The sequence below is a fragment of the Arenimonas sp. genome (genome assembly GCF_041919775.1).
Lineage (GTDB): Bacteria > Pseudomonadota > Gammaproteobacteria > Xanthomonadales > Xanthomonadaceae > Arenimonas.
Genome location: NZ_JAYRTE010000003.1, coordinates 64084 through 85907 on the forward strand (window position 1 = coordinate 64084; position 21824 = coordinate 85907).

18 protein-coding genes are annotated in these 21824 nt (G+C 69.9%); 10 read left to right on the plus strand and 8 right to left on the minus strand.

Annotated elements, in window-relative coordinates; genetic code table 11:
• Nucleotides 1-2 precede the first annotated feature (2 nt).
• Both ACE3TE_RS02975 and ACE3TE_RS02980 read right to left on the minus strand, forming a co-directional pair.
• Nucleotides 3-689, minus strand: a complete 687-nt coding sequence (locus tag ACE3TE_RS02975) for a glutathione binding-like protein (RefSeq protein WP_374602040.1) — start codon at nucleotides 687-689, stop codon at nucleotides 3-5.
• Between the two features lie 10 nt (nucleotides 690-699).
• Nucleotides 700-1461: a glucose 1-dehydrogenase gene (locus ACE3TE_RS02980; RefSeq protein WP_374602041.1), complete on the minus strand. Its 762-nt coding sequence runs from the start codon at nucleotides 1459-1461 to the stop codon at nucleotides 700-702.
• Nucleotides 1462-1574: 113 nt separating this feature from the next.
• On the opposite strand from ACE3TE_RS02980, the gene ACE3TE_RS02985 reads away from it, so the two are divergent.
• From ACE3TE_RS02985 to ACE3TE_RS03000, 4 genes are all read left to right on the plus strand, one after another.
• Complete coding sequence (locus tag ACE3TE_RS02985; RefSeq protein ID WP_374602042.1) at nucleotides 1575-2354, plus strand: SDR family NAD(P)-dependent oxidoreductase; 780 nt, start codon at nucleotides 1575-1577, stop codon at nucleotides 2352-2354.
• A gap of 1 nt (nucleotide 2355) precedes the next feature.
• Nucleotides 2356-3399: a trans-acting enoyl reductase family protein gene (locus ACE3TE_RS02990; RefSeq protein ID WP_374602043.1), complete on the plus strand. Its 1044-nt coding sequence runs from the start codon at nucleotides 2356-2358 to the stop codon at nucleotides 3397-3399.
• 76 nt (nucleotides 3400-3475) lie between these two features.
• Nucleotides 3476-3691 (plus strand): hypothetical protein, encoded by a 216-nt coding sequence (locus tag ACE3TE_RS02995; RefSeq protein WP_374602044.1) that lies wholly within the window; start codon nucleotides 3476-3478, stop codon nucleotides 3689-3691.
• A gap of 13 nt (nucleotides 3692-3704) precedes the next feature.
• Entirely contained in the window at nucleotides 3705-4268 is a 564-nt protein-coding gene (locus ACE3TE_RS03000; protein WP_374602046.1) for a TIGR00645 family protein, read from the plus strand.
• 90 nt (nucleotides 4269-4358) lie between these two features.
• Here the strand turns inward: ACE3TE_RS03000 and ACE3TE_RS03005 are convergent, their stop codons facing one another.
• Nucleotides 4359-4829 (minus strand): hypothetical protein, encoded by a 471-nt coding sequence (locus ACE3TE_RS03005; protein ID WP_374602048.1) that lies wholly within the window; start codon nucleotides 4827-4829, stop codon nucleotides 4359-4361.
• 127 nt (nucleotides 4830-4956) lie between these two features.
• On the opposite strand from ACE3TE_RS03005, the gene uvrD reads away from it, so the two are divergent.
• Together uvrD and ACE3TE_RS03015 are read left to right on the plus strand one after the other, a co-directional pair.
• On the plus strand, nucleotides 4957-7137 hold the full coding sequence (gene uvrD / locus ACE3TE_RS03010) for a DNA helicase II (RefSeq protein WP_374602049.1): 2181 nt from the start codon (nucleotides 4957-4959) through the stop codon (nucleotides 7135-7137).
• A gap of 154 nt (nucleotides 7138-7291) precedes the next feature.
• Nucleotides 7292-8395, plus strand: a complete 1104-nt coding sequence (locus tag ACE3TE_RS03015; RefSeq protein WP_374602050.1) for a TRAP transporter substrate-binding protein — start codon at nucleotides 7292-7294, stop codon at nucleotides 8393-8395.
• Nucleotides 8396-8439: 44 nt separating this feature from the next.
• Here ACE3TE_RS03015 and ACE3TE_RS03020 read toward each other — a convergent pair whose 3' ends face one another.
• The 3 genes from ACE3TE_RS03020 to ACE3TE_RS03030 are packed head-to-tail and all read right to left on the minus strand — an operon-like array spanning nucleotide 8440 to nucleotide 10669.
• Nucleotides 8440-9816, minus strand: a complete 1377-nt coding sequence (locus ACE3TE_RS03020) for a TRAP transporter large permease subunit (RefSeq protein ID WP_374602051.1) — start codon at nucleotides 9814-9816, stop codon at nucleotides 8440-8442.
• Nucleotides 9817-9818: 2 nt separating this feature from the next.
• Nucleotides 9819-10328 (minus strand): TRAP transporter small permease subunit, encoded by a 510-nt coding sequence (locus ACE3TE_RS03025; RefSeq protein ID WP_374602052.1) that lies wholly within the window; start codon nucleotides 10326-10328, stop codon nucleotides 9819-9821.
• On the minus strand, nucleotides 10325-10669 hold the full coding sequence (locus ACE3TE_RS03030; RefSeq protein ID WP_374602054.1) for a DUF2782 domain-containing protein: 345 nt from the start codon (nucleotides 10667-10669) through the stop codon (nucleotides 10325-10327). The genes ACE3TE_RS03025 and ACE3TE_RS03030 overlap by 4 nt, the downstream gene beginning before the upstream one ends.
• A 108-nt stretch (nucleotides 10670-10777) precedes the next feature.
• Between ACE3TE_RS03030 and polA the strand changes: the two genes are divergently transcribed.
• The gene (gene polA, locus ACE3TE_RS03035) at nucleotides 10778-13528 is read left to right on the plus strand and encodes a DNA polymerase I (RefSeq protein ID WP_374602055.1); all 2751 of its coding nucleotides are present in this window, start codon (nucleotides 10778-10780) and stop codon (nucleotides 13526-13528) included.
• 354 nt (nucleotides 13529-13882) lie between these two features.
• Here polA and hemF read toward each other — a convergent pair whose 3' ends face one another.
• Nucleotides 13883-14806 carry an oxygen-dependent coproporphyrinogen oxidase gene (gene hemF / locus ACE3TE_RS03040; RefSeq protein ID WP_374602057.1) on the minus strand — a complete coding sequence of 308 codons (924 nt, stop codon included), beginning with the start codon at nucleotides 14804-14806 and terminating at the stop codon, nucleotides 13883-13885.
• A gap of 68 nt (nucleotides 14807-14874) precedes the next feature.
• Between hemF and ACE3TE_RS03045 the strand changes: the two genes are divergently transcribed.
• Entirely contained in the window at nucleotides 14875-15774 is a 900-nt protein-coding gene (locus ACE3TE_RS03045; RefSeq protein ID WP_374602059.1) for a pteridine-dependent deoxygenase, read from the plus strand.
• A gap of 40 nt (nucleotides 15775-15814) precedes the next feature.
• Here ACE3TE_RS03045 and ACE3TE_RS03050 read toward each other — a convergent pair whose 3' ends face one another.
• On the minus strand, nucleotides 15815-18160 hold the full coding sequence (locus ACE3TE_RS03050) for a prolyl oligopeptidase family serine peptidase (protein ID WP_374602061.1): 2346 nt from the start codon (nucleotides 18158-18160) through the stop codon (nucleotides 15815-15817).
• Nucleotides 18161-18280: 120 nt separating this feature from the next.
• Between ACE3TE_RS03050 and ACE3TE_RS03055 the strand changes: the two genes are divergently transcribed.
• Entirely contained in the window at nucleotides 18281-18535 is a 255-nt protein-coding gene (locus ACE3TE_RS03055; RefSeq protein WP_374602063.1) for a YcgL domain-containing protein, read from the plus strand.
• On the plus strand, nucleotides 18528-21821 hold the full coding sequence (locus ACE3TE_RS03060) for an ankyrin repeat domain-containing protein (RefSeq protein WP_374602065.1): 3294 nt from the start codon (nucleotides 18528-18530) through the stop codon (nucleotides 21819-21821). Before ACE3TE_RS03055 ends, ACE3TE_RS03060 begins: the two co-directional genes overlap by 8 nt.
• Nucleotides 21822-21824 lie beyond the last annotated feature (3 nt).

Sequence of the window (21824 nt, forward strand, 5' to 3'; positions counted from 1 at the left end):
CTTCAAGGCTTGGCGCCGAACAGGTGCTTGCGCGCCTCGTCGGTCATTTCGGTGGGGCGCTGGTACTGGTCTTCGAGCGCGTAGGCACGGACGAAGGCGGGACGGGCGGCGAGGGCGTCGTGCCAGCGTCGGACTTGCGGGAATCCGGACAGGTCGACATGGTGCCAAGCATGGGCGTGCGCCCAGGGATGGCAGGCCAGGTCGGCGATGGACAGGGCGTCGCCGGCGATGAATTCCAGGCCGGCCAGGCGGCGGTCAAGCACGCCATAGAGCCGGTTGGTCTCGCGCTGGTAGCGATCGATGGCGTAAGGAATCTTTTCCGGGGCGTAGCGGCTGAAGTGGTGGTTCTGGCCCAGCATCGGCCCGAATCCGCCCATTTGCCAGTTCAACCATTCGAACACCGTCTTGCGTTCGCGCGGTGCCGAAGGCAGCAGCTGGCCGGTTTTCTCCGCCAGGTAGACCAGGATCGCGCCCGACTCGAACACGCTCACCGGCTGGCCGCTGTCGGCCGGCGCATGGTCGACGATCGCGGGCATGCGGTTGTTGGGTGAAATCGCGAGGAACTCCGGCTTGAACTGGTCGCCGGCGCCGATGTCCACCGGCAGGATCCGGTATTCCAAACCGGCTTCCTCCAGGAACAGCGTGATCTTGTGGCCATTGGGCGTCGGCCAGTAATGCAGGTCGATCATGGCTACCTCCTCAGGCGAGGTAGCCGCCATCGACCGGCAGGGCGGCGCCGGTGAGGTAGGACGCGGCGGGGGAGGCGAGGAACAGCACGGCCGGTGCGATCTCGTCCGGCTGCGCCATGCGCGCCAGCGGGATCAGGCGCAGCATCATGTCCATGATCTTGGGGTTGCCGGTGAGCGCCGAGGCGAACTTCGTATCCGTGAGGCCCGGCAACACGGCGTTCACGCGTACGCCCAGCGGCGCCAGTTCCTTGGCGAAGCCTTCGGTCATGTTGACGATGCCGGCCTTGGTCATGGAATACACCAGCTGGCCGGGCGCCGCGCGTTCGGCGTTCACCGAGGCGACGTTGACGATCGCACCGCCGTGGCCCTTCATGCGCCGGGCCGCCTGCACCGTGGTCCAGAAGTAGCCGCGCAGGTTCACCTCGACGGTCTTTTCGTAGGCATCGAGCGTCATGTCCACGGCCGGGCCGAAGTAGGGATTTGCGGCGGCGTTGTTGACCAGGATGTCCACCCGCGTGCCGGCCGCATCCAGGGATTCAAAAAGTTTTTCGATCGCCGCCGTGTCGCCGACGTGCACGGCATGGGCCTCGGCGGATCCGCCGGCGTCGCGGATGGCGCGGGCCACCGCTTCGCAGCCGTCGAGCTTGCGGCTGGTGCAGATCACGTGCGCGCCGTGGGCGGCCAGCAGGTGGGCGATGGCCTCGCCGATGCCGCGGGAGGCACCGCTTACCAGCGCGGTTTTGCCGGCGAGGTTGAACAGGGGGTCGGTCACGAAAGGCTCCGGGGACAAGGGGTTAACGGCAGGATTGATATGCTCGGGAATCTAGCACAGGCCCCGTCCGGGGCCCGGCACACGGGAGCAACACCATGGGGCAACGGCGGGTCTTGATCACGGGGGCGGGCAGTGGCCTGGGCCAGGCGCTTGCGCATCGGTATGCGCGTGCCGGCGACAAGGTCGCCTGCGTGGACCTCGACGCGGCACGCGCAGAGCTCACGCGTGCTGCGCTCGCCGGCGAAGGGCATTTGGCGATGGCCGCCAACGTGGCCAGCGACGACGCCATGGAACAGGTGCACGAGCGCATCGCCCGCGAGTGGGGCGGCCTGGACGTGCTGGTCAACAACGCCGGCATCGCCACCGGCGGCGCGATGGTCGACACCACGCCGGCCGAGTGGAAAAACGCGCTGGACATCAACCTGATGGGCGTGGTGCGCGGCTGCCGCCTGTTCCTGCCGGGCATGATCGCCGCCGGCAGCGGCCAGGTGGTGAACACCGCCAGCTTCGCCGGCCTCGCCGGCGCGCCCAGCATCATGAGCTACGGCGTCTCCAAGGCCGCCGTGGTGGCGCTGAGCGAACAGCTTCGCGCCGAACTGCATGACAAGGGGATCCGGGTCAGCGTGCTGTGCCCGGCCTTCTTCCGCACCAACCTGCTCGAAAGCTGGCAGGGCGACCCGCGTCTGAAGGCCTTTGCGGGGCGCATGATGGACACCTCGCCGGACACCCTCGACGGCGTCGCCGACCGCTGCTTCGCGGCGGTCGAACGCGGCCAGTTCCTGGTGCTGCCGACGCGACGCGAACCGATGCGCTGGCGGCTCAAGCGCTGGTTCCCGGAAACCTACTTCAATCAGCTCCTGAAGCTGGCCAAGGCCAGGGGCGCAGGGAAATGACATGGACTGGATGATCTACGGCGCCAACGGTTACACCGGGCGCATGGTCGTGGAAGTAGCGGTGCGGCGAGGACTTCGCCCGGTGCTGGCGGGTCGCAACGCATCCTCGCTTGAACCCCTGGCGCAGCAGCATGGCCTGCCCGTGCGCGCCTTCGCCCTGGACAATCCGCAGGCGTTGCGTTCGGGGCTCAACGGCATCGGCCTGGTGCTGCACTGCGCGGGGCCGTTCTCCGCCACCAGCGCGCCGATGCTCGATGCCTGCCTGGACGTCGGCGCGCACTACCTGGACATCACCGGCGAGATCGACGTCTTCGCGCACTGTCACTCACGCGACGCCGAAGCGCGCCAGAAGGGCATCGTGGTGCTTCCCGGCGCCGGCTTCGACGTGGTGCCGACCGACTGCCTGGCGGCGATGCTCAAGCGTGACCTGCCGTCGGCCACCTCGCTGGTGCTCGCCTTCGAGGCCGGCGGCGGACCCAGCCCGGGTACCGCCAAGACCAGCGTCGAGGGCCTGGGCAAGGGCGGGCGCGCGCGCATCGGCGGCGAACTCCGGCGCGTGCCGCTGGCCTGGAAAACCCGCACCTTCGAACGCGACGGCGAGCAGCGCTTCGCGATGACCATCCCCTGGGGCGACGTCTACACCGCCTACCTGTCCACGGGCATCCCCGACGTTGAGGTTTACATGGGCGTGCCGCCCTCGAGCGCGATCAAGCTGCGCCGGCTGCGCCTGCTGGGTCCGCTGCTGGGCCTGGGCCCGGTGCAGTCGCTGCTCAAGCGCCAGGTCGAAAAACGTGTGCGCGGGCCCTCGGACGCCACCCGCGGCAAGACCGGCTGCGTGGTCTGGGGCGAGGTGCGCGACGACCAGGGAGGCGAACTCAAGCGCCAGTTGCGCACGCCCAATGGCTACGAACTCACGGTGACGGCGTCGCTGGGCATCGTTCAGCGGCTGCTGGTCGAGCCGGCCCCGACGCCGGGCTTCCACACGCCCTCACAGCTGATGGGCGCCGACTACGTGCTGTCACTGCCGGGCGTGCGCCTGGCCTGAAGGCAGCGCTTGGCAGAGCCGGCCCTTGCCACTACGCTTGCCGGGCCCGGTCCCGGGCGCCTTCCTGGAGTACACCATGCGCATGCCTGCCATCGTCATCGGCGTCATCCTGCTTATCATCGGCGGGCTGATCTCTGCCGGCATGTTCAAGTACGACAGCAAGGAAACCGCCGAAATCGGGCCCATCGAACTCAGCGTCACCAAGGAAAAGTCGCCGCCGCTCAACCTCGGCTGGATCCTCCTGGGTGCCGGCGCGGTCGCTGTCGTGATCGGCGTCGCGAGCAAGAAATAATCCAAGGAAACCCATGTCAAACCCTGCTCCCCTGGGCGCGCCGAAGCTCGGCCCGCTGTCCACCCTGATCTTCGCGTCGCGCTGGCTGCAGCTTCCGCTGTACCTGGGCCTGATCATCGCCCAGTGCGCCTACGTGTTCCTGTTCCTGAAGGAGCTGCTGCACCTGGTCACCGACATCACGACGCTGGGCGAACAGCAGATGATGCTGATCGTGCTGGGCCTGATCGACGTGGTGATGATCTCGAACCTGCTGGTGATGGTGATCGTCGGCGGTTACGAAACCTTCGTGTCGCGCCTGAACCTGCAGGGTCATCCGGACCAGCCCGAGTGGCTGAGCCACGTGAACGCCTCGGTGCTGAAGGTGAAGCTGGCGATGGCGATCATCGGCATCAGCTCGATCCACCTGCTCAAGACCTTCATCGAGGCGGGCAGCCTGGGCTCGCCGGGTTCGAACTACACGACCGAAGGCGTGATGTGGCAGACCATCATCCACATGGCCTTCATCGTGTCGGCCATCGGCATTGCGTGGACCGACAAACTGATGTCGCACGCCGCCGCGGCCAGCAAAAAGCACTAGATTCCTCGTGCTTGCCCGTGGCGCACCGACTGCGCCACGGGCGAGGCTCGAGGCCTCACCCGGGCCGGCATTTCGCCCGTCGTCATTCGGTCAATCACCTCGAGCTTGCCCAAGTGCGGCGGTCTCCACGTACGTCACCGCGCTGGAGATGATCTGGACCTGGATCTTCTTCCCATCCGCCGACACAACCGTGGCGGAGATCGGATCCTTCGCGTCCTTCGGGGCGGGTGAAAGGACCAGCGTCGAATCCATCAACTCAACGCCCTTGCCGATGTCGCCGTTCCACAGGCGCGTCCTGAGGCCGGTGCCCTTGACGCTACCGATCTCCAGGTCGGGCAGGATCTCCATTTCAAGCGAAAACAAGGGGTTCCGGTCTTCGTCAGACAGGCTCACGTATGCTCTCCTGCCCGGGACAAGCTGCATGTTTGGTGCCATCACCTCCTTGTCGTCGATCAGAACCCTGGCGTCAACAACGTGGACCTGGGTCTTGTCGCTGGCCATTGCCTGGGTTCCACCAGCCAGCGCCAGAATGGATGCGAAAATTGCGATCAGCCTTTTCATGGTGAAACTCCAGGGGTGGTCATGGGGCGGCCTGCCCAACCGGATGAACGCCCATTTCCTTCTCCATCGGACAGGCACCGTCCTCCAATGGGCCGACGCTCATTCAGATTGGAACTAGAATGGCGGCATGGATGTTTCCCACCTGCTTGACGACCTCAATCCCGCCCAGCGCGAGGCTGTTTCGGCCCCGCCGGGCCATCTGCTGGTGCTCGCTGGCGCCGGCTCGGGCAAGACCCGCGTACTGACCCACCGCATCGGCTGGCTAAACGAAGTCGTCGGCGTGCCGGCACACGGCATCCTGGCGGTCACCTTCACCAACAAGGCCGCCGCCGAGATGCGTGGTCGCGTCGAGGCCCTGCTTCGCCACGGCAGCCGCGGCATGTGGATCGGCACCTTCCACGGCCTGGCCCATCGCCTTCTGCGCCTGCACTGGCAGGAAGCGAAGCTGCCCGAATCCTTCCAGGTGCTCGACCAGGACGACCAGGTGCGCCTGCTCAAGCGCATCGGCGCCGACCTCGACCTCGACGACGGCCGCTTCCCGCCGCGGCAGATGGCCTGGTGGATCAACGCCCAGAAGGACGAGGGCCGGCGTCCGAAACACATCCAGCCCGCCGGCGGCGACTTCTACGGCCAGACCATGCAGCGCGTGTACGAGGCCTACGAAGAGCGCTGCCAGCGCGCCGGCCTGGTGGATTTCGCGGAGCTGCTGCTGCGTGCGCACGAGCTGTGGCTGCAGCACCCGGCATTGCTGCACCACTACCAGCAGCGCTTCCGGCACCTGCTGGTCGACGAGTTCCAGGACACAAACTCGATCCAGTACGCCTTCGTGCGCGTGCTGGCCGGCGACACCGGCGAAGTATTCGTGGTCGGCGACGACGACCAGGCCATCTACGGCTGGCGCGGCGCCAAGGTGGAGAACGTGCAGCGATTCCTGCACGACTACCCGGGTGCGCGCACGATCAAGCTCGAGCAGAACTACCGTTCCTCGGGGAACATCCTGGCCGCCGCCAACGCGGTGATCGCCCACAACCCTGAACGCGTCGGCAAGCAGCTGTGGACCGCCGACGGCGAGGGCGAGCCGATCGACCTGTTCGCCGCCTACAACGAAGTCGACGAAGCGCGCTTCGTGGTCGAACGCATCCAGGCCTGGATCCGCGACGGCGGCAGCGCCGGCGACAACGCCGTGCTGTATCGCTCGAACGCGCAGTCGCGAGCGATGGAAGAACAGCTCGTTCAGGCCGGCCTGCCGTACCGCGTCTATGGCGGCCAGCGCTTCTTCGACCGCATGGAGATCAAGGACGCGCTGGCCTACCTGCGCCTGGTCGCCAACCGCGGCGACGACGCTGCCTTCGAGCGCGCAGTGAACACGCCGCCGCGCGGCATCGGCGGCAAGACCCTGGACGAAGTGCGCCGCCACGCGCGCGAAAGCGCGGTGCCGCTGTTTGCCGCCGCCGAAGCCATGTCGGGCGAGGGCAGTGGCCTGGCCGGCCGCGCCCGCAATGCGCTGCGCGGTTTCATCGACCTGATGGCCGGCCTCGAGGCCGACATCCAGGATTCGCCGCTACACGATCAGTTCGACCATGTCATCACCACGTCCGGCCTGCGCGTTCATTACGCCAATGAATCGCGCGGCCAGCTCGATTCGCGCGTGGACAACCTCGACGAACTGGTGTCCGTGGCCAGCCGCTTCGAACGACCGGACGACGAGGAGCTGGCCGGCATGTCCGACCTGGTCGCCTTCCTGGGCTACGCCGCGCTGGAGGCCGGTGAAGGCCAGGCAGAAGCCGGCGAGGACGGCGTGCAGCTGATGACCCTCCACAGCGCGAAGGGTCTGGAGTTCCCGCACGTGTTCCTGGTGGGCATGGAAGAGGGCCTGTTCCCCAGTGGCCGTTCACTCGAGGAAACCGGCCGGCTCGAGGAAGAGCGCCGCCTGGCCTACGTCGGCCTCACCCGCGCGCGCCAGAAGCTGGTGCTGTGTTACGCCGAATCGCGCCGCCTGCACGGCATGGAAATGCTGGGCACGCCCTCGCGTTTCCTGCGCGAGATCCCGTCGGGCCTGCTGCGCGAAGTGCGCCCGAAGGTCCAGGTCAGTCGCCCCACCGGCTTTGGCCCGCCGCGCCCGGCCGCGCTGGAAACCCCGTCCGGCCTCGCGCTGCGGCTGGGCCAGCGCGTCGTGCATCCCAGCTTCGGCGTCGGCGTGGTGATGGACGCCGAAGGCAGCGGCTCGCACGCCCGCGTCCAGGTCAACTTCGAAGACGGCGGCGCCAAATGGCTCGTCCTCGGCTACGCCAACCTCCAACCCGCGTAGACCCTTTCCTTGTAGGAGCGCCTTCAGGCGCGAATCTCTTGGCTTTGCCCTTGGCAAAGAAGGAATTCGCGCCTGAAGGCGCTCCTACAACAGGCTAGGGGAAGTCGGCATACTTCGCGGCAAAGCAACCGCAGTTTTTCTCTGGGGAAACCGAATGAAACGACGTGAACTCCTGCGCGGCGCCGGCCTGGCCGCCGTGGCCACCGGCCTGGCCGCCTGCGGCGCCCGGCCCGAGGGCGCGGCCGACGGCGGCGTCACCGCGTCCACCGAACGCCTGCAGTGGAAGATGGTCACGTCCTGGCCCACCAATTTCCCTGGCCTCGGCACCGGTGCCGCCAAGCTCGCGGCGATGATCACCGCCGCCAGCGGCGGCCGGCTGACGGTGAAGGTTTACGGCGCTGGCGAACTGGTGCCGGCCTTCGAGGTCTTCGACGCCGTCGGTCGCGGCACCGCCGAAATGGGCCACTCCGCCAGCTATTACTGGAAGGGCAAGGCGGCCGCGGCGCCGTTCTTCTGCGCGGTGCCGTTCGGGCTCAACGCCCAGGAAATGAACGGCTGGCTGTACGAAGGCGGCGGCCTGGAGATCTGGCGCGAGCTCTACGCGCACTTCGGCCTGGTGCCGTTCCCGGCCGGCAACACCGGCGTGCAGATGGCCGGCTGGTTCCGCAAGCCGGTCGATTCGCTGGCCGACCTGCAGGGCCTGAAGATGCGCATCCCCGGCCTCGGCGGCGAGGTGATGGCGCGCGTCGGTGCGACCCCGGTGAACCTGCCCGGCGCCGAGATCTTCAGCTCGCTGCAGACCGGCGCGATCGACGCCGCCGAGTGGGTGGGCCCGTACAACGACCTCGCCTTCGGCCTGCACCGTGCCGCGAAGTACTGCTACTACCCGGGCTGGCAGGAGCCGGGTCCGACCCTGGAGTGCATGGTCAACAAGGCCGCGTTCGATGCGCTGCCGCAGGACCTGCGCGGCATCGTCGACACCTGCTGCCGCGCGGTGAACGATGCGATGCTGGCCGAGTTCACCGCCCGCAACCAGCAGGCGCTCGATCGCCTGGTGCGCGAACACGGCGTCGAGCTTCGCCAGTTGCCCGACGACGTGCTGCTCGCGCTTCGCCGAGCCTCGGACAAGGTGCTCGAGGAGGTCGCGGGCGCCGATCCGCTGGCCCGCCGTGCGCTCGACTCGATGCGTGCCTTCCGCGCGCAGTCCAAGTCCTGGCACGCGGTGTCGGAAGAGGCCTATTACGCCACCCGCGGCTGAGGCCACCGGTTTCATGCCCGGGCGCCGGGTTGAAGCCTGCGGGCTCAGCCGTAGAGGTAATCGGGCAGCGCGGTGGCCAGCCACGGGAAGGCTGCCACCGCCGCCAGCATCAGCAGCTGCAGGCCGATGAAGGGCAGCACGCCGCGATAGACGTCGCTGGTTTGCAGCTCCGGCGGCGCCACGCCGCGCAGGTAGAACAGCGCGAAGCCGAAGGGCGGCGTCAGGAAACTGGTCTGCAGGTTGATCGCCATCATCACGCCCAGCCACACCGGGTCCACGCCCAGCGCCAGCAGCACCTGCCCGACGATGGGCACCACCACGAACACGATTTCGATGAAGTCGAGCACGAAGCCCAGCACGAACATCAGCAGCATCACCGCCACGATGGCGCCCCAGGTGCCGCCGGGCAGGCCGGTCAGCGCGGCGTGCACCAGCTCGTCGCCACCGTAGCCGCGGAAGACCAGCGAAAACAGCGCCGCGCCGACCAGGATCGCGAACACCATCGCCGTGACCTTCACGGTTTCGCGCGCGACTTCCGCCAGGCGTGCGAAACCAAGCCGGCCGTAAAGCGTCGCGAACACCGTCGCGCCCACCGCACCCACCGCGGCAGCTTCGGTCGCCGTCGCGAAGCCGCCGAGGATCGCGCCCAGCACCAGGCCGATCAGCGCCAGCGGCGGGACGATCGCCTTCAGCAGGTCCCGCCACGAGCGCGGCGGCAGGTCGCGCAGCGCCGGCGCCCGCTCGGGCTGTCGCCAGGCCACCCACAGCGCGTAAGCGAGGTACAGGCCGACCAAGCCGAGCCCCGGCAACAGTGCGCCCGCGAACAGGTCGCCCACGGAAACCGTTTCCGGAGCGAACACCCCCTGCTGCAGCTGCGCCTGCTGGTAGGCATTGCCCAGCTGGTCGCCCAGCAGCACCAGCACGATCGAGGGCGGGATGATCTGCCCGAGCGTGCCCGAGGCGCAGATCGCGCCGCTGGCCAGCCGCGGGCAGTACCCGTGGCGCAGCATCGTCGGCAGCGAGATCAGGCCCATCGCCACGACCGTGGCGCCCACGATGCCGGTGGACGCCGCCAGCACCGCACCGACCAGCAGCACCGCCACCACCAGGCCACCGCGCTTGCGGCCGAACAGCGAGGCCACCGCTTCAAGCAGGGATTCGGCGATGCGCGAACGTTCCAGCATCACGCCCATGAACACGAACAGCGGCACTGCGACCAGCGTCTCGTTGGTCATCACGCCGAAGATGCGATTGGGGAACGCCTCCAGGAAGCTCGCGTCGAACAGGCCCAGCGCGATCCCCGCGCCCGCCGACAGCAGCGCCACGCCGCCCAGCACGAAGGCCACCGGATAGCCGCTGGCCAGGCCCGCGAACAGACCCAGCAGCAGCAGGAGCAGCATCCACGCTTGGGGTTCGAACACGGTCAGGAGTCCTGGCGCGAGGTGGCGCGGCGCAGCGCGCGCGCTGTTTCGGCCAGGCCCTGCAGGAACAGCAGCGCGGCCGACGCCGGCAGCAGGGCCTTGAGCAGGTACCAGCCCGGCAGGCCGCCGGGATCACGCGACCCTTCGCGCGCCGACCAGCTGGCGGCCACGTAGTCGCCGCTGACGGCGACGATGAACAGGCACAGCGGCAGCAGCAACAGTGCGCCGCCACCGGCCTCGACCCAGGCCCGCGTGCGCGGCGACCAGCGCTGCGAAAACACGTCCACGCGCACGTGCGCGCCGTGCCGCAGCGCGTAGGCCAGGCCGAGCAGGAAGATCGCGGCGTGCAGCCACAGCACCGCCTCCTGGGCCGCCACCGAACCGATGCCCAGGACGTAACGCGCCACCACCAGCCCGAACACCAGCGCCACCAGCGCCAGCGCCATCAGCGCCGCTAGCCGGCCGGCGAGTTCGCTCAGCGCATCGGCCCAGTCCGGGGCCCGGGAACTCAATCCCACTCGTAGATCGTCCAGTACACCGGCGCCACGTGCTCGACGACGTCCTGGCGGTTGAACTTGCCGTTGCCGTCGGTATCCATCAGGTAATACGGCACGCCGCGCGCCGGCGTCACCTTCACCATGTACAGCACACCGTTCTGCCGGTACTCCTCGACCTTGTCGCCATTGGCTTCGGTGCGGATGCTGACGGCAGGCAGCGCGTCGTCGTCCGGGGCGGCATTCACCTTGTCGGGGATCGGCGCTTCCTCACGTGCCGGGGGCGCCGCCGCCGGTTCCGCCGGGGGTGCCGGATCCTGGGCGGCCAGGGCAAGAAGCAGGGGGATCAGTGCGTTCATGGCAGGCTCCTGCACGCGGGATCCGCAGCATGGCAAATGCGCAGGGGCCGCTCAAGCGGGCAGGCCGGGGCGCGTAGAATCAGGCCCCTGCCGAACCGGAACACCGCCATGTCGCGCCTCGTCCTCATCGACGGATCGTCCTACCTCTACCGCGCCTTCCACGCCCTGCCGCCGCTGACCGCGCCCGACGGGTCGCCCACCGGCGCGCTGTTCGGCATCGTCAACATGCTGCGCGCCACTCTGAAGGAGAACCCGGACTTCGCGGCCTTCGTCGTGGACGCCTCCGGGCCGACCTTCCGGGACGAGATGTACCCCGACTACAAGGCCAACCGCCCGCCGATGCCCGACGAGCTGCGTGCCCAGGTCGAACCGATGATGCAGATCGTCGAAGCCCTGGGCTTCCCGATCCTGCGCGTGTCCGGCGTCGAGGCCGACGACGTCATCGGCACCCTGGCCCTGCAGGCCCAGGCCGACGGCATCCCGGTCACCATTTCCACCGGCGACAAGGACTTCGCCCAGCTGGTGCGGCCGGGCATCACGCTCACCAACACCATGACCGGCAGCATCACCGACGAAGCCCGGGTGATGGAAAAGTTCGGCGTGCGCCCGGACCAGATCATCGACCTGCTGGCCCTGATGGGCGACAGCGTCGACAACGTGCCCGGCATCGACAAGTGCGGCCCCAAGACCGCCGCCAAGTGGCTGGCGCAGTACGACAGCCTGGACGGCGTGATGGCCAACGCCGCCGAGGTGAAGGGCAAGATCGGCGACAACCTGCGCGCCGCGCTCGACCGCCTGCCGCTCAACCGCGACCTGGTGACCATCAAGACCGACGTGCCGCTCGACCAGGGCCCGCGCGAGCTCAAGCTGCGCGGCCGCGACGTCGAGGCCCTGCGTGGGCTCTACACCCGCTACGGCTTCACCGCCGCCCTGCGCGAACTCGAGGGCGGCAAGCCCGACCCGGCCACGCGCCCGGCCCAGGCCAGCCTGGCCGCCGCCGCGCAGGCCAGCGCGGAAGGCGAAGCCGCGCCCGATCCGGCGCTGGCCGCCAAGGGCGAGTACGAGTGCATCACCGACGAGGCCGCGCTGGACGCCTGGGTGCAGCGCCTGCGCGAGTCCCCGCTGGTGGCCTTCGACACCGAAACCGATTCGCTCGACCCGATGCGCGCCAACCTGGTCGGCCTGAGCTTCGCGGTCGAAGCCGGCAAGGCCTGCTACATCCCGGTCGGCCACGACTACCCGGGTGCGCCGGCACAGCTGCCGCGCGAAACGGTGCTCGACGCGCTGCGCCCGGTGCTCGAAGACGCCGGCAAGCCCAAGCTCGGCCAGCACGGCAAGTACGACCTGCACGTACTGCGCCGCCACGGCCTCGACGTGCGCGGTTATGCCGAAGACACGATGCTGGAGAGTTTCGTCTGCAATGCCGGCGGCCTGCGCCACGACATGGACACGCTTGCGCGCAAGTACCTGGACTACGAAACCATCAAGTACGAACAGGTCGCCGGCAAGGGCGCCAAGCAGATCCTGTTCTCGGCGGTCGCCCTGGACGACGCCACGAACTACGCCGCCGAGGACGCCGACGTCACCCTGCGCCTGCACGGCGTGCTGTCGGAAAAGCTGGCCGCTGAACCCGGCCTGCAGGCTGTCTACCGCGACATCGAAATGCCGCTGGTGCCCGTGCTCACGCGCATGGAAGCCACCGGCGTGCTGGTGGACGCCGACGAGCTGCGGCGCCAGAGCGCCGACCTGTCCCAGCGCATGATGGCCGCGCAAAAGCGCGCGCACGAGATCGCCGGCCGCGCCTTCAATCTCGACTCGCCCAAGCAGCTCGGCGCCCTGCTGTTCGACGAGCTCAAGTTGCCGGTGGTGGTGAAAACTCCGGGCGGCGCGCCGTCCACCAACGAAGAGGCGCTCGAAGCGATCGCCGACCAGCACGAGCTGCCGAAGCTGGTGCTCGAATACCGCGGCCTGGCCAAGCTGCGCAACACCTACACCGACAAGCTGCCGGAAATGATCAACCCCGACACCGGCCGCGTGCACACCAGCTATCACCAGGCCGGCGCCGCCACCGGCCGCCTCAGTTCCAACGATCCGAACCTGCAGAACATCCCGATCCGCACCGCCGACGGCCGCCGCATCCGCACCGCCTTCATCGCGCCGAAGGGCCGCAGGATCGTCGCCTGCGACTACTCGCAGATCGAGCTGCGCATCATGGCCCACCTCTCGGGCGACGAAGGACTGCTGCAGGCCTTCGCGAGCGGCCAGGACGTGCACAAGGCCACCGCGGCGGAAGTCTTCGGCGTCGCCGTGGACGAAGTGAGCGGCGACCAGCGCCGGGCCGCCAAGGCGATCAACTTCGGCCTGATGTACGGCATGAGCGCCTGGGGCCTGGCGCGGCAGCTCGGCATCGGCCGCGGCGAGGCCCAGGATTACATCGCGCTGTATTTCAGCCATTACCCCGGCGTGCGCGACTACATGGAGCGGGTGCGCCAGCAGGCGCGCGAGCAGGGCTACGTTGAAACCGTGTTCGGCCGCCGCCTGCAGCTCAACGAAATCCACTCACGCAACCAGGCCCAGCGTGCCGGCGCCGAACGCGCGGCGATCAACGCGCCGATGCAGGGCACCGCGGCCGACATCATCAAGCGGGCGATGGTCACCGTGGACCAGTGGCTCGACGGCCATCGCGACCAGGCCGCGATGCTGATGCAGGTGCACGACGAACTGGTGTTCGAGGCCGAGGCCGGATTCGTCGAGACCCTGGTCGCCGAGGTCCGCCAGCGCATGTCCGCCGCGGCCGAGCTGAAGGTGGCGCTGGTGGTGGACGTCGGGGTGGGCGAAAACTGGGACGAAGCGCACTGATTTGGGTGCAGAAATCCGCTGCAATATCAACCGCTTGGAGGCAAGTGAACGCGTCCTGAACCGAACATTGGTTTAACGCGTTTGTTCACGAACTTCTCATGCACAGGGGGGTCTACTAGGCGCGTCGGATGCAAGGTCCGGCGCAGGATCAATCACTCCCTCCCCTGAGTGGATCCATCGGAGCACCGGGTTCTCCCCAACCTGCTGCTCCACCCCCTGACCCCGCGGGCTTCCCCTGGCCCGCGGGGTTTTTATTTGCCTTACCTTTGTAGGAGCGCTTTCAGGCGCGAATCTTTTGACTTGGCCTTTGGCCAAGAAGAAATTCGCGCCTGAAGGCGCTCCTACAGAGAGCGGCTACAGCCAGTCCCGCGGCTTCAGGTAGTCGGCCAGCCGGGCCTCGGCGCTGCCGGGCTCCGGGCTGTAGGCGTATTCGAAGCGCACGCGCGGCGGCAGGCTCATCAGGATCGATTCGGTGCGGCCGCCGCTCTGCAGGCCGAACAGGGTGCCCCGGTCCCAGACCAGGTTGAACTCCACGTAGCGCCCGCGCCGGTAGAGCTGGAACTCCCGCTCCCGCTCCCCGTAGGGCGTGTCCTTGCGGCGCTGCACGATCGGCAGGTAGGCGTCCAGGAAGCCCGCGCCGACCGCCCGGGTGTAGTCGAAGCAGGCCTCGAAGCCGTCGGCGTGCAGGTCGTCGTAGAACAGCCCGCCGACGCCGCGGGTTTCATCGCGGTGTTTGAGGAAGAAGTACCGGTCGCACCAGGCCTTGTGCTCGGCGTAGCGCTGGTCCCCGAAGGGCGCGCACAGGTCGCGGGCGACCTGGTGCCAGTGCCGCACGTCCTCGTCCACCGGGTAGAAGGGCGTCAGGTCGAAGCCGCCGCCGAACCACCAGATCGGATCCCGGCCTTCCGGCCTGGCCTCGAAGAAGCGCACGTTCGCGTGCGAGGTGGGTACGTGCGGGTTGCGCGGGTGGATCACCAGCGACACGCCCGCTGCCCGCCAGGGCGCGCCCGCCAGCTCCGGCCGGTGCGCGCTGGCCGAGCCCGGCAGCGAGGGCCCGGAGACGTCAGAGAAGTTCACCCCGGCCTGCTCGAACACCGCGCCTTCCTTCAGGACGCGGGTGCGGCCACCCCCGGCCATGGACGGGCCCTTGCTGGGATCGGCGCGCTCGCGCGTCCATTCATCCTGCTCGAAGCGGCCGCCGTCCACCGACTCCAGGCCCGCGCAGATGCGGTCCTGCAGCTCGCGGAGAAAGGCGTGCACGGCGTTGAAATCGGTCATGGCGGCGTCCGTTCCGGGTCGGCGGCCATGATAGCCGCCCGCGCCGGCCGCTATAATCCACGCCAGCAATGAACTCCCCCACGCCCCCGCGCCTGCGCGTCACGGCCGACACCGGTCCCGACGCCCTGGTCGCCTTCATCTTCGGAACCGCCGCCGCCGTGCCCAGCGCGGTGGACTGCGGCCTGCTGGCCGGTCCGCCGGTGGAAGCCTGGGGTGGCAACGGCCATTACGCCGTGCGCGTGATCGAGCAGGCCGAAACCGGCGGCGACATCGAAGCCGCCACCGCCGCGGCCTATGCCCGGCTGCTGGCCGAGGTGCGGCCCTCGACCCATCCCTACCTGATCCGCATCTGGAACTACTTCGCCGCCATCAACGAAGGCGAGGGCGACCAGGAGCGCTACCGGCGCTTCTGCGTCGGCCGCGCCGGTGCGGTGGACGACATGTTCAACCAGCCGCCGCCGGCGGCCACGGCCATCGGCAGCGACGGCGCGCCGGGCCGGCTGCAGGTCGTCGCCCTGTGTTCGAAGGCGCCGGGCATCGCGCTGGAAAACCCGCGGCAGACCCCGGCCTGGCGCTATCCGCGCGAGCACGGGCCGGTCTCGCCGGGTTTCTCGCGCGGCGCGGTGCTCGATGGCGATACGGTGCAGCCGCGGCTGCTGGCCTCGGGCACGGCCAGCATCGTCGGGCATGTCTCCAAACACGTCGGTGACTTCGCCGCCCAGCTGCGCGAGAGCCTGGACAACCTGGCGACGCTGCTCGACCAGGGCCACCAGGCCACCGGCCGCGACTTCCCGCTGGCCCGCTGCGAGGCCCTGCGCGTCTACCTGCGCCACCCCGGCGACCTGGCCGCCGCCCAGGCGATCCTGGCCACGGCCGGCCTGCCGGGCGAGCGCATCAGCTACCTGCGCGGCGACGTTTGCCGCCGCGAACTCGACGTCGAACTCGAAGGCGTGTTCGTGGCGGCCTGAGGCCGTCTCCCGGCCGCGTGGATCCGCGGCCGGTGCGCCCTTACTTCAAATTCTCTTCGAACAGCTCGTAGATGCGGCGGTACTGGTCGTACCAGCTTTCCGGGTGCTGGTAGGCGTGGCGCTCCAGCGGGTAGCTGGCCAGCTCCCAGTCGTGCTTCTTGAGTTCGATCAGGCGCTGCGCCAGGCGCACCGAGTCCTGGTAGAACACGTTGTCGTCGATCATGCCGTGGCTGATCAGCAGGTGGCCGCGCAGGTTTTCCGCGTATTCGATCGGCGAACTGCGCTTGTAGGCCTCCGGGTCCAGCTCCGGCGTGTTGAGGATGTTGGACGTGTATTCGTGGTTGTAGCTGGTCCAGTCGGTCACCGGCCGCAGCGCGGCGCCGGCCTTGAACACCTCGGGCGCGCGGAACAGGCCCATGAAGGCCATGAAGCCGCCATAGCTGCCGCCGTAGATGCCGACGTTCTCCGGATCACCCTGGTGCTGCGCGACCATGTACTTCACGCCGTCCAGGTAGTCCTCCAGCTCCGGGTGGCCCATGCGCTGGTAGATCGCCGTGCGCCAGTCGCGGCCGTAGCCTTCCGAGGCCCGGTAGTCCATGTCGAGCACGATGAAGCCGTTTTCGACCAGCAGCTGGTGGAACATCTGCTCGCGGAAGTAAGCCGGCCAGCGCTCGTGCACGTTCTGCAGGTAGCCGGCGCCGTGCACGAACATCACCACCGGGTACTTGCGGCCTTCTTCCAGCGTCTCGGGACGGTAAAGCTTGGCCCAGATGTCGCCGGCACCGTGGCTCGAAGGCACCTGCACGAACTTCGGCGCCAGCCAGTCGCGGGACGCAAACCCGGCGCTGCGGGTATCCGTGAGCTTGCGCGCGTCGCCACCGGCCACCGGCTGCACCGCCAGCTGCGGCGGCACGTGCGACTGCGACCAGCGCAGCAGCAGCTGCGTTCCATCCGGCGACAGCACGAAGTCCTCGACGCCGTCGAGTGCGGTCAGCTCGCGAACCTCGCCGCCGGTGCTGGGCACCGCGCAGACTTCGTAGTCACCCGGCCATTCGCGGTTGCACAGGAAATACGCGGTGACGCCGTCCGGCGACCACTGCGGCGACGACGCTTCCCAGCGGCCGCTGGTCAGGCGGTTGGCGCGCTGGCCGGGCACCACGGTGTAGAGGTGTGAAAAGCCGGACTCCTCGCTGAGCAGCCACAGCGTGCGACCACCCGGCAGCCAGCCAAAATCATTGAAGCCCCAGTTGATCCAGGCCGGGTCGGTCAGGCGGTGCGCCGGCACCAGCTTGCCGCCGGCGAGGTCGACGGTGGCGATCCAGCGGTCCTTGTTGTCCACCGCGCGCGCCATCAGCGCGACGTTGGCGCCGTCGTCGCTCCAGAGCAGGCTGTCGAAACGCACGGTGCGCTCGCCCTTGAGCGGATCGAGCTTAGCGGCCTTGCGCAGCTCGGCCAGCGGGTCGCGATCGATGCCCGGCAGGGCGGAGAGCTTGAGCTCGCGCTGGCTGCCGTCGCGCAGGTCGACCAGCAGCAGCTGCTGGCCCTGCGGCGGGTTGCGGCCGACGCGCACGCGCACGTCCTCGACTTCCTCGTAACCGGACTCGGTCACGTACTTGGGCATCTTGCCGGCCTGGCCTTCCTCGTGGTCCTTGGCTTCGGTGACCACCAGCAGCCAGCGCCCGTCCGGCGACATCGCGCTGTCGGCGATCGTGACCTTCTCGCCCAGGTACACCGGCACGGCGGCCCGGCTGGGGTCGGCTTCGCGCAGGGCTTTGGCGTTGTCGCGCTGGGCCTCGCGGAAGGCCTTCTCGCGCGCCAGCTGCGCGCTCAGGCGCAGCTGGTGGTCGCGCAGCGCGTCCTTTTCCGGATCGGCGGCGGGGTCCTTTTCGGCGCGCGGCAACGCAGCCGGCTGCACCAGGCGGGTATCCGACGCCCAGCGGAACCAGTCGTTGCCCACGCGCCAGATGACGCTGCGGCCATCGGCGCCGAAGCGCGGCTCGGCCTCGGTGTCGGTGCTGCGGGTCAGCTGCAGCAGCGGCCCGCCCAGCACGCGCAGGAAGACGTCGCCGTTGCGGATGAAAACCGCCTGCCGGCGGCTGGGGTCGAAGACCGGACGGGCGGCGTCGATGTCGGCCAGGGCGGCGCCTTCGACTTTCGCCGGCTCGCCGCCGGCGACGGGCACCGTCCAGGTGTCGCGCACCGGGCTGCCTTCGCGCTTGAGCGTGTACAGCGCCCGCTGGCCGTCCAGCGACCACCAGGCCGACTCCACCGGCGGGCCGATCCAGTCGGGATTCGCCATCGCCTGGTCGAGCGTGAGCGGTTCCTGGGCCAGCGCCGGCGGGACGCAGGCGGCAACCAGGGCGAGGGCGGCAAGGCGAAGTCGCATGGGGGCTCCGGGAGTCGAATCTGGCCGGCAAGCCTAACAAAGCCGGCGCAGCCGGCGCGTGTGCGACTTTTCCCACCCGGCGTTTGCGGCGACAATCGCCCAACCCAGCGCGGCGATGCCATGCAAGCCTACGTTTACAAATCCCTGCGCAAGCCCGACACGTACCTCTACCTGCGCAAGCGGGACGACTTCACGGTGCTGCCACCGGCGGTGCGCGAACCCCTGGGCGAACTGGTCTTCGTGCTCGAGTTCGCGCTGACCGAAAACCGCCGCCTGGCCCGCGCCGACCCGGCGGTGGTGCGCGCGAACCTGCAGGCGCACGGTTTCCACCTGCAGTTCCCGCCCACCGTGCTGGACCCGATGGTCGATGGCTGAGCCGTCCCGAGCCTGGCAGGCCTGGGCCTGGCTGGCGCTGGGTGCCGCGCTGTCGGCGGCGCTGCTGCTGGGCCAGGCCTGGACGGCGGTCGCGGGCCTGCTGGCCCAGCCGGCGTTCGCCCTGGGCCTGGCGCGGCTGCGCGGCCTGCGCGCCGACCTGCCGGCGCCGGCGCAGCGCCGTGACGCGGGCGCCCTGGCGCTGCTCTGGGCCCTGGGCCTGGCCGGCCTCTGGCTGGCCGTGGCCTGGCCACTGCAGGCACTGATTGAAACCGGAACGCTGGCCGCCGCGCTGGGCCTGGGGACGCTGGCTGGCCTGGCCTTGCTCGGGCTTTGGCGCGCCTGGCCGGCCTTCGGTCTTGCCGGACGCACGGGCGGGGCCTGGCCGGTCCTGGCCGCCCAGGTGGGCACCGGCAGCCTCGCCGAGGCCGGGCGCGGTTTCGTGGTGGCGGTGGCGGTATTCGTCGTGCTGGCAGGGCTTCTGGCGCTGGCCTGGCCCGGCCTGGTTCCGCCGGCGGCCCGGCTCCTGGCCGTGCCGGGCTTCGTGCTGTTGTCCCTGCTGGGCCATGGCCTCGTGCAGTCCTTCGGCAGGGCGCCGGACGCGACCGGTAACCGCCTGCCGGCCAGCCTTCCGATTGTTGGCGACGATGACGAGACCGTGCCCGCGCCGGCCGACGAGGACCAGGACCCGGACGAACGCCTGCTTGCCGCCACCCGCGCGGGCCGCATCGAAGCAGCCCTGGCCGCCCTGGCCGACGGCGCCGACCCGGAGACCCTGCCGGCGCCGGCCGACCGCGACCAGCGCAGCCTGCCGATGCTCGCGTCCCTGCTGGGCGACCTGCGCCTGCTGCGGGAGCTGATCGCCCGCGGCGTCGACCTCAATGCCGAACATGCCGGCCTGACGCCGCTGCTGGCCGCCACCCGCGACAGCTGGCACGGTCGCCCGGAAGCGGTGATGACCCTGCTGGCCAACGGCGCCGACCCGCGCCATGCCGATGCGGATGGCAATACCGCCCTTCACCACGCCGCGCGCAGCACCGACCCGGCCGTCGCGGCGCTGCTGCTCGACGCCGGCGCGACCCTCGAGGCGCTCAACGCCGACGGGTTCAGCGCCCTCGGCGTCGCCTGCGCCAGCGGCAACTGGCGCCTGGCCAAGTTCTTGATCGAACGCGGCGCCAAACCCGAACCCGCGGACGGCCAGCCGGCGCTGCTGGCCGCGGCCGGCGGCGACGACGACCCCGCCGGCGTGCAGCTGCTGCTGCGCCACAAGGCGCGCGTGGATTCGCGCGGCCACGGCCAGCGTTGCGCGCTGCACGTGGCCTGCGCCGCCGGCAATGCCGACGTGGCCGGCTGCCTGCTCGATGCCGGCGCCGACCGCAATGCCCGCGACGCCGACGGCGTGAGCCCGCTGCTGGAAGCCGCCCGCCACGGCCAGTCGGCGGTGCTGGCCCGGCTGGCGCAGGCGCGCCCGGACGTCACGGCGGTGGACGAACACGGGCGCAACGCGCTGGTGCTCGCCGCCGGATCGGATGCCGGCCCCGAGTTCCTGCGCCACCTGATCGCGATGGGCGTGGACCCCGAGCAGCGCGACCAGGACGGCCGTCGCGCCCTCGAGCACGCACTGGGCGCGGGCCGCTGGCCCCTGGTCGCCGTGCTCGACCCGGGCTACCCGCTGCCGGCCAGCGTCGCCGAAGGCCTGGCCCAGGGCAGCTTCGAGAAGAGCCCTCGGGAGCTGCTGCGCGAGGCGCTGGTCGCTGGCCGCCTGGAGTCGGCCGAAGCCATGCAGCGGCTCGGCGCCGGCCCGGATGCCACCGGCCTGGCGGCGCTGCTGCTGGAATTCGCCGGCGACGCCGACCTGGCGCTGTTCGACTGGCTGCTTCGCCATGGCGCCGACGCCGATACCCTCGTCGATGGCCAGGACAGCGTGTTCATGCACCTGCTCGATCGCGGCGGCCTGGCCGGCCTGGCCCTGCAGCGGCTGCTCGAGCGCGGCCAGCCGGTGGCCGGGCGGGGTGGTCTCGCGCGCTGGCTGCAGGCCTGCCTGCAGGGCGAACATGTCAGCCGCGGTCACGAGCAATTCGCATTGGCCCTGCTTGAACGCGGTGCCGACGCCTTCGGCGGTGCGTCCGCCGACCCGCCGCTGGGCCTGGCGATCCGCCTGGGCTGGCTGCGATTGGCCCAGGCCCTGCTGGCCACCGGCGCCGATCCCAATGCCCGCGACGGCCACGGCCACACGCCGCTGCATGCCGCCGCGGCGCTGGGTCGCGAGGCGGCGCTGCAGCTGCTGGTGCGGCACGGGGCATCGCCGGCGCTTTGCGGTCCCGACGGCCAGACGCCGCTGGGCCTGGCGCTGGCAGCGGACCGGCGCGAGCTTTCGCACTGGCTGGAATGGCGGAACTGGCAGTTGCCCGGGCGCGCCCTGCAGCCGGCCGACCTGCCGGCGGCCGCGATGGCCGGCGACGCCGACGCCGTGGCCCGCCTGCTGGAACTGGACCTGCCGGTCGACGGCACCGACGCCCAGGGCTGCACCGCCCTGCTGCGCGCGGCGGGCGGCGGCCATGAAGCAGTGGTCGACGCGCTGCTGGCCCGCGGCGCCGATACCCGCATCGCGGCGCGTACCGGCGCCACGCCGCTTTCTGCGGCGATAAGCATGCGCCACGCCGGCGTGGTCGATCGCCTGCTGCGCGCCGGCGCCGAACCCGACCTGCCGCTTCCCGGCGAAGTCACGCCGCTGATGCTGGCCGCCGCGCTGGGGCAGCCGGAACTGATCTCGCGCCTGCTCGCGCACGGCGCCGACCCCGAGGCCCGCGATGCCCAGGGCCTGTCGCCGCTGCACTGTGCGGCGCTGCATGCGTTTTCCTCGCGTGACCGCCAGCGCGTGCTGGCGCTGGTGGACGTGCTGCTGCTGGCCGACGTCGAACCGGATTCGCCCAACGCCGCCGGCCAGACGCCGCTGCTGCTGCTGCTCGGCGCCCGCGCCGAACCCGGCACGGCCTGCGACGAGGACGTGCTGCTGGCCGGACTCGAGCGCCTGCTGGCGGAAGGCGTCGCGCTCGATGCCGCGGACGAGCGCGGGCTGACGCCGCTGCACCTTGCCGCGATCCACGGACTGGCCCGCGTCGTGCAGCGCCTGCTGCGCGAAGGCGCCGACCGCCAGGCCCGCGACATCCTCGGCCGCACGCCGCATGACCTGGCGGTGCTGCGCGGTTTCGTCGACGTCGCCGCCGAGTTCGAACCCGGCCGCGCCGGCCCGCCGTCGCTGGCGCGCTTCCTGCGCGAGCGCGACTAGAGC

Coding starts and splice junctions, on each gene's coding strand:
- polA (WP_374602055.1), top strand. CDS start 10,778: ATGTCGCGCCTCGTCCTCATCGACGGATCGTCCTACCTCTACCGCGCC.
- ACE3TE_RS03005 (WP_374602048.1), bottom strand. CDS start 4,829: ATGAAAAGGCTGATCGCAATTTTCGCATCCATTCTGGCGCTGGCTGGT.
- ACE3TE_RS03060 (WP_374602065.1), top strand. CDS start 18,528: ATGGCTGAGCCGTCCCGAGCCTGGCAGGCCTGGGCCTGGCTGGCGCTG.
- ACE3TE_RS02990 (WP_374602043.1), top strand. CDS start 2,356: ATGGACTGGATGATCTACGGCGCCAACGGTTACACCGGGCGCATGGTC.
- ACE3TE_RS03000 (WP_374602046.1), top strand. CDS start 3,705: ATGTCAAACCCTGCTCCCCTGGGCGCGCCGAAGCTCGGCCCGCTGTCC.
- uvrD (WP_374602049.1), top strand. CDS start 4,957: ATGGATGTTTCCCACCTGCTTGACGACCTCAATCCCGCCCAGCGCGAG.
- ACE3TE_RS03055 (WP_374602063.1), top strand. CDS start 18,281: ATGCAAGCCTACGTTTACAAATCCCTGCGCAAGCCCGACACGTACCTC.
- ACE3TE_RS02995 (WP_374602044.1), top strand. CDS start 3,476: ATGCGCATGCCTGCCATCGTCATCGGCGTCATCCTGCTTATCATCGGC.
- hemF (WP_374602057.1), bottom strand. CDS start 14,806: ATGACCGATTTCAACGCCGTGCACGCCTTTCTCCGCGAGCTGCAGGAC.
- ACE3TE_RS03045 (WP_374602059.1), top strand. CDS start 14,875: ATGAACTCCCCCACGCCCCCGCGCCTGCGCGTCACGGCCGACACCGGT.
- ACE3TE_RS03030 (WP_374602054.1), bottom strand. CDS start 10,669: ATGAACGCACTGATCCCCCTGCTTCTTGCCCTGGCCGCCCAGGATCCG.
- ACE3TE_RS02975 (WP_374602040.1), bottom strand. CDS start 689: ATGATCGACCTGCATTACTGGCCGACGCCCAATGGCCACAAGATCACG.
- ACE3TE_RS03015 (WP_374602050.1), top strand. CDS start 7,292: ATGAAACGACGTGAACTCCTGCGCGGCGCCGGCCTGGCCGCCGTGGCC.
- ACE3TE_RS03050 (WP_374602061.1), bottom strand. CDS start 18,160: ATGCGACTTCGCCTTGCCGCCCTCGCCCTGGTTGCCGCCTGCGTCCCG.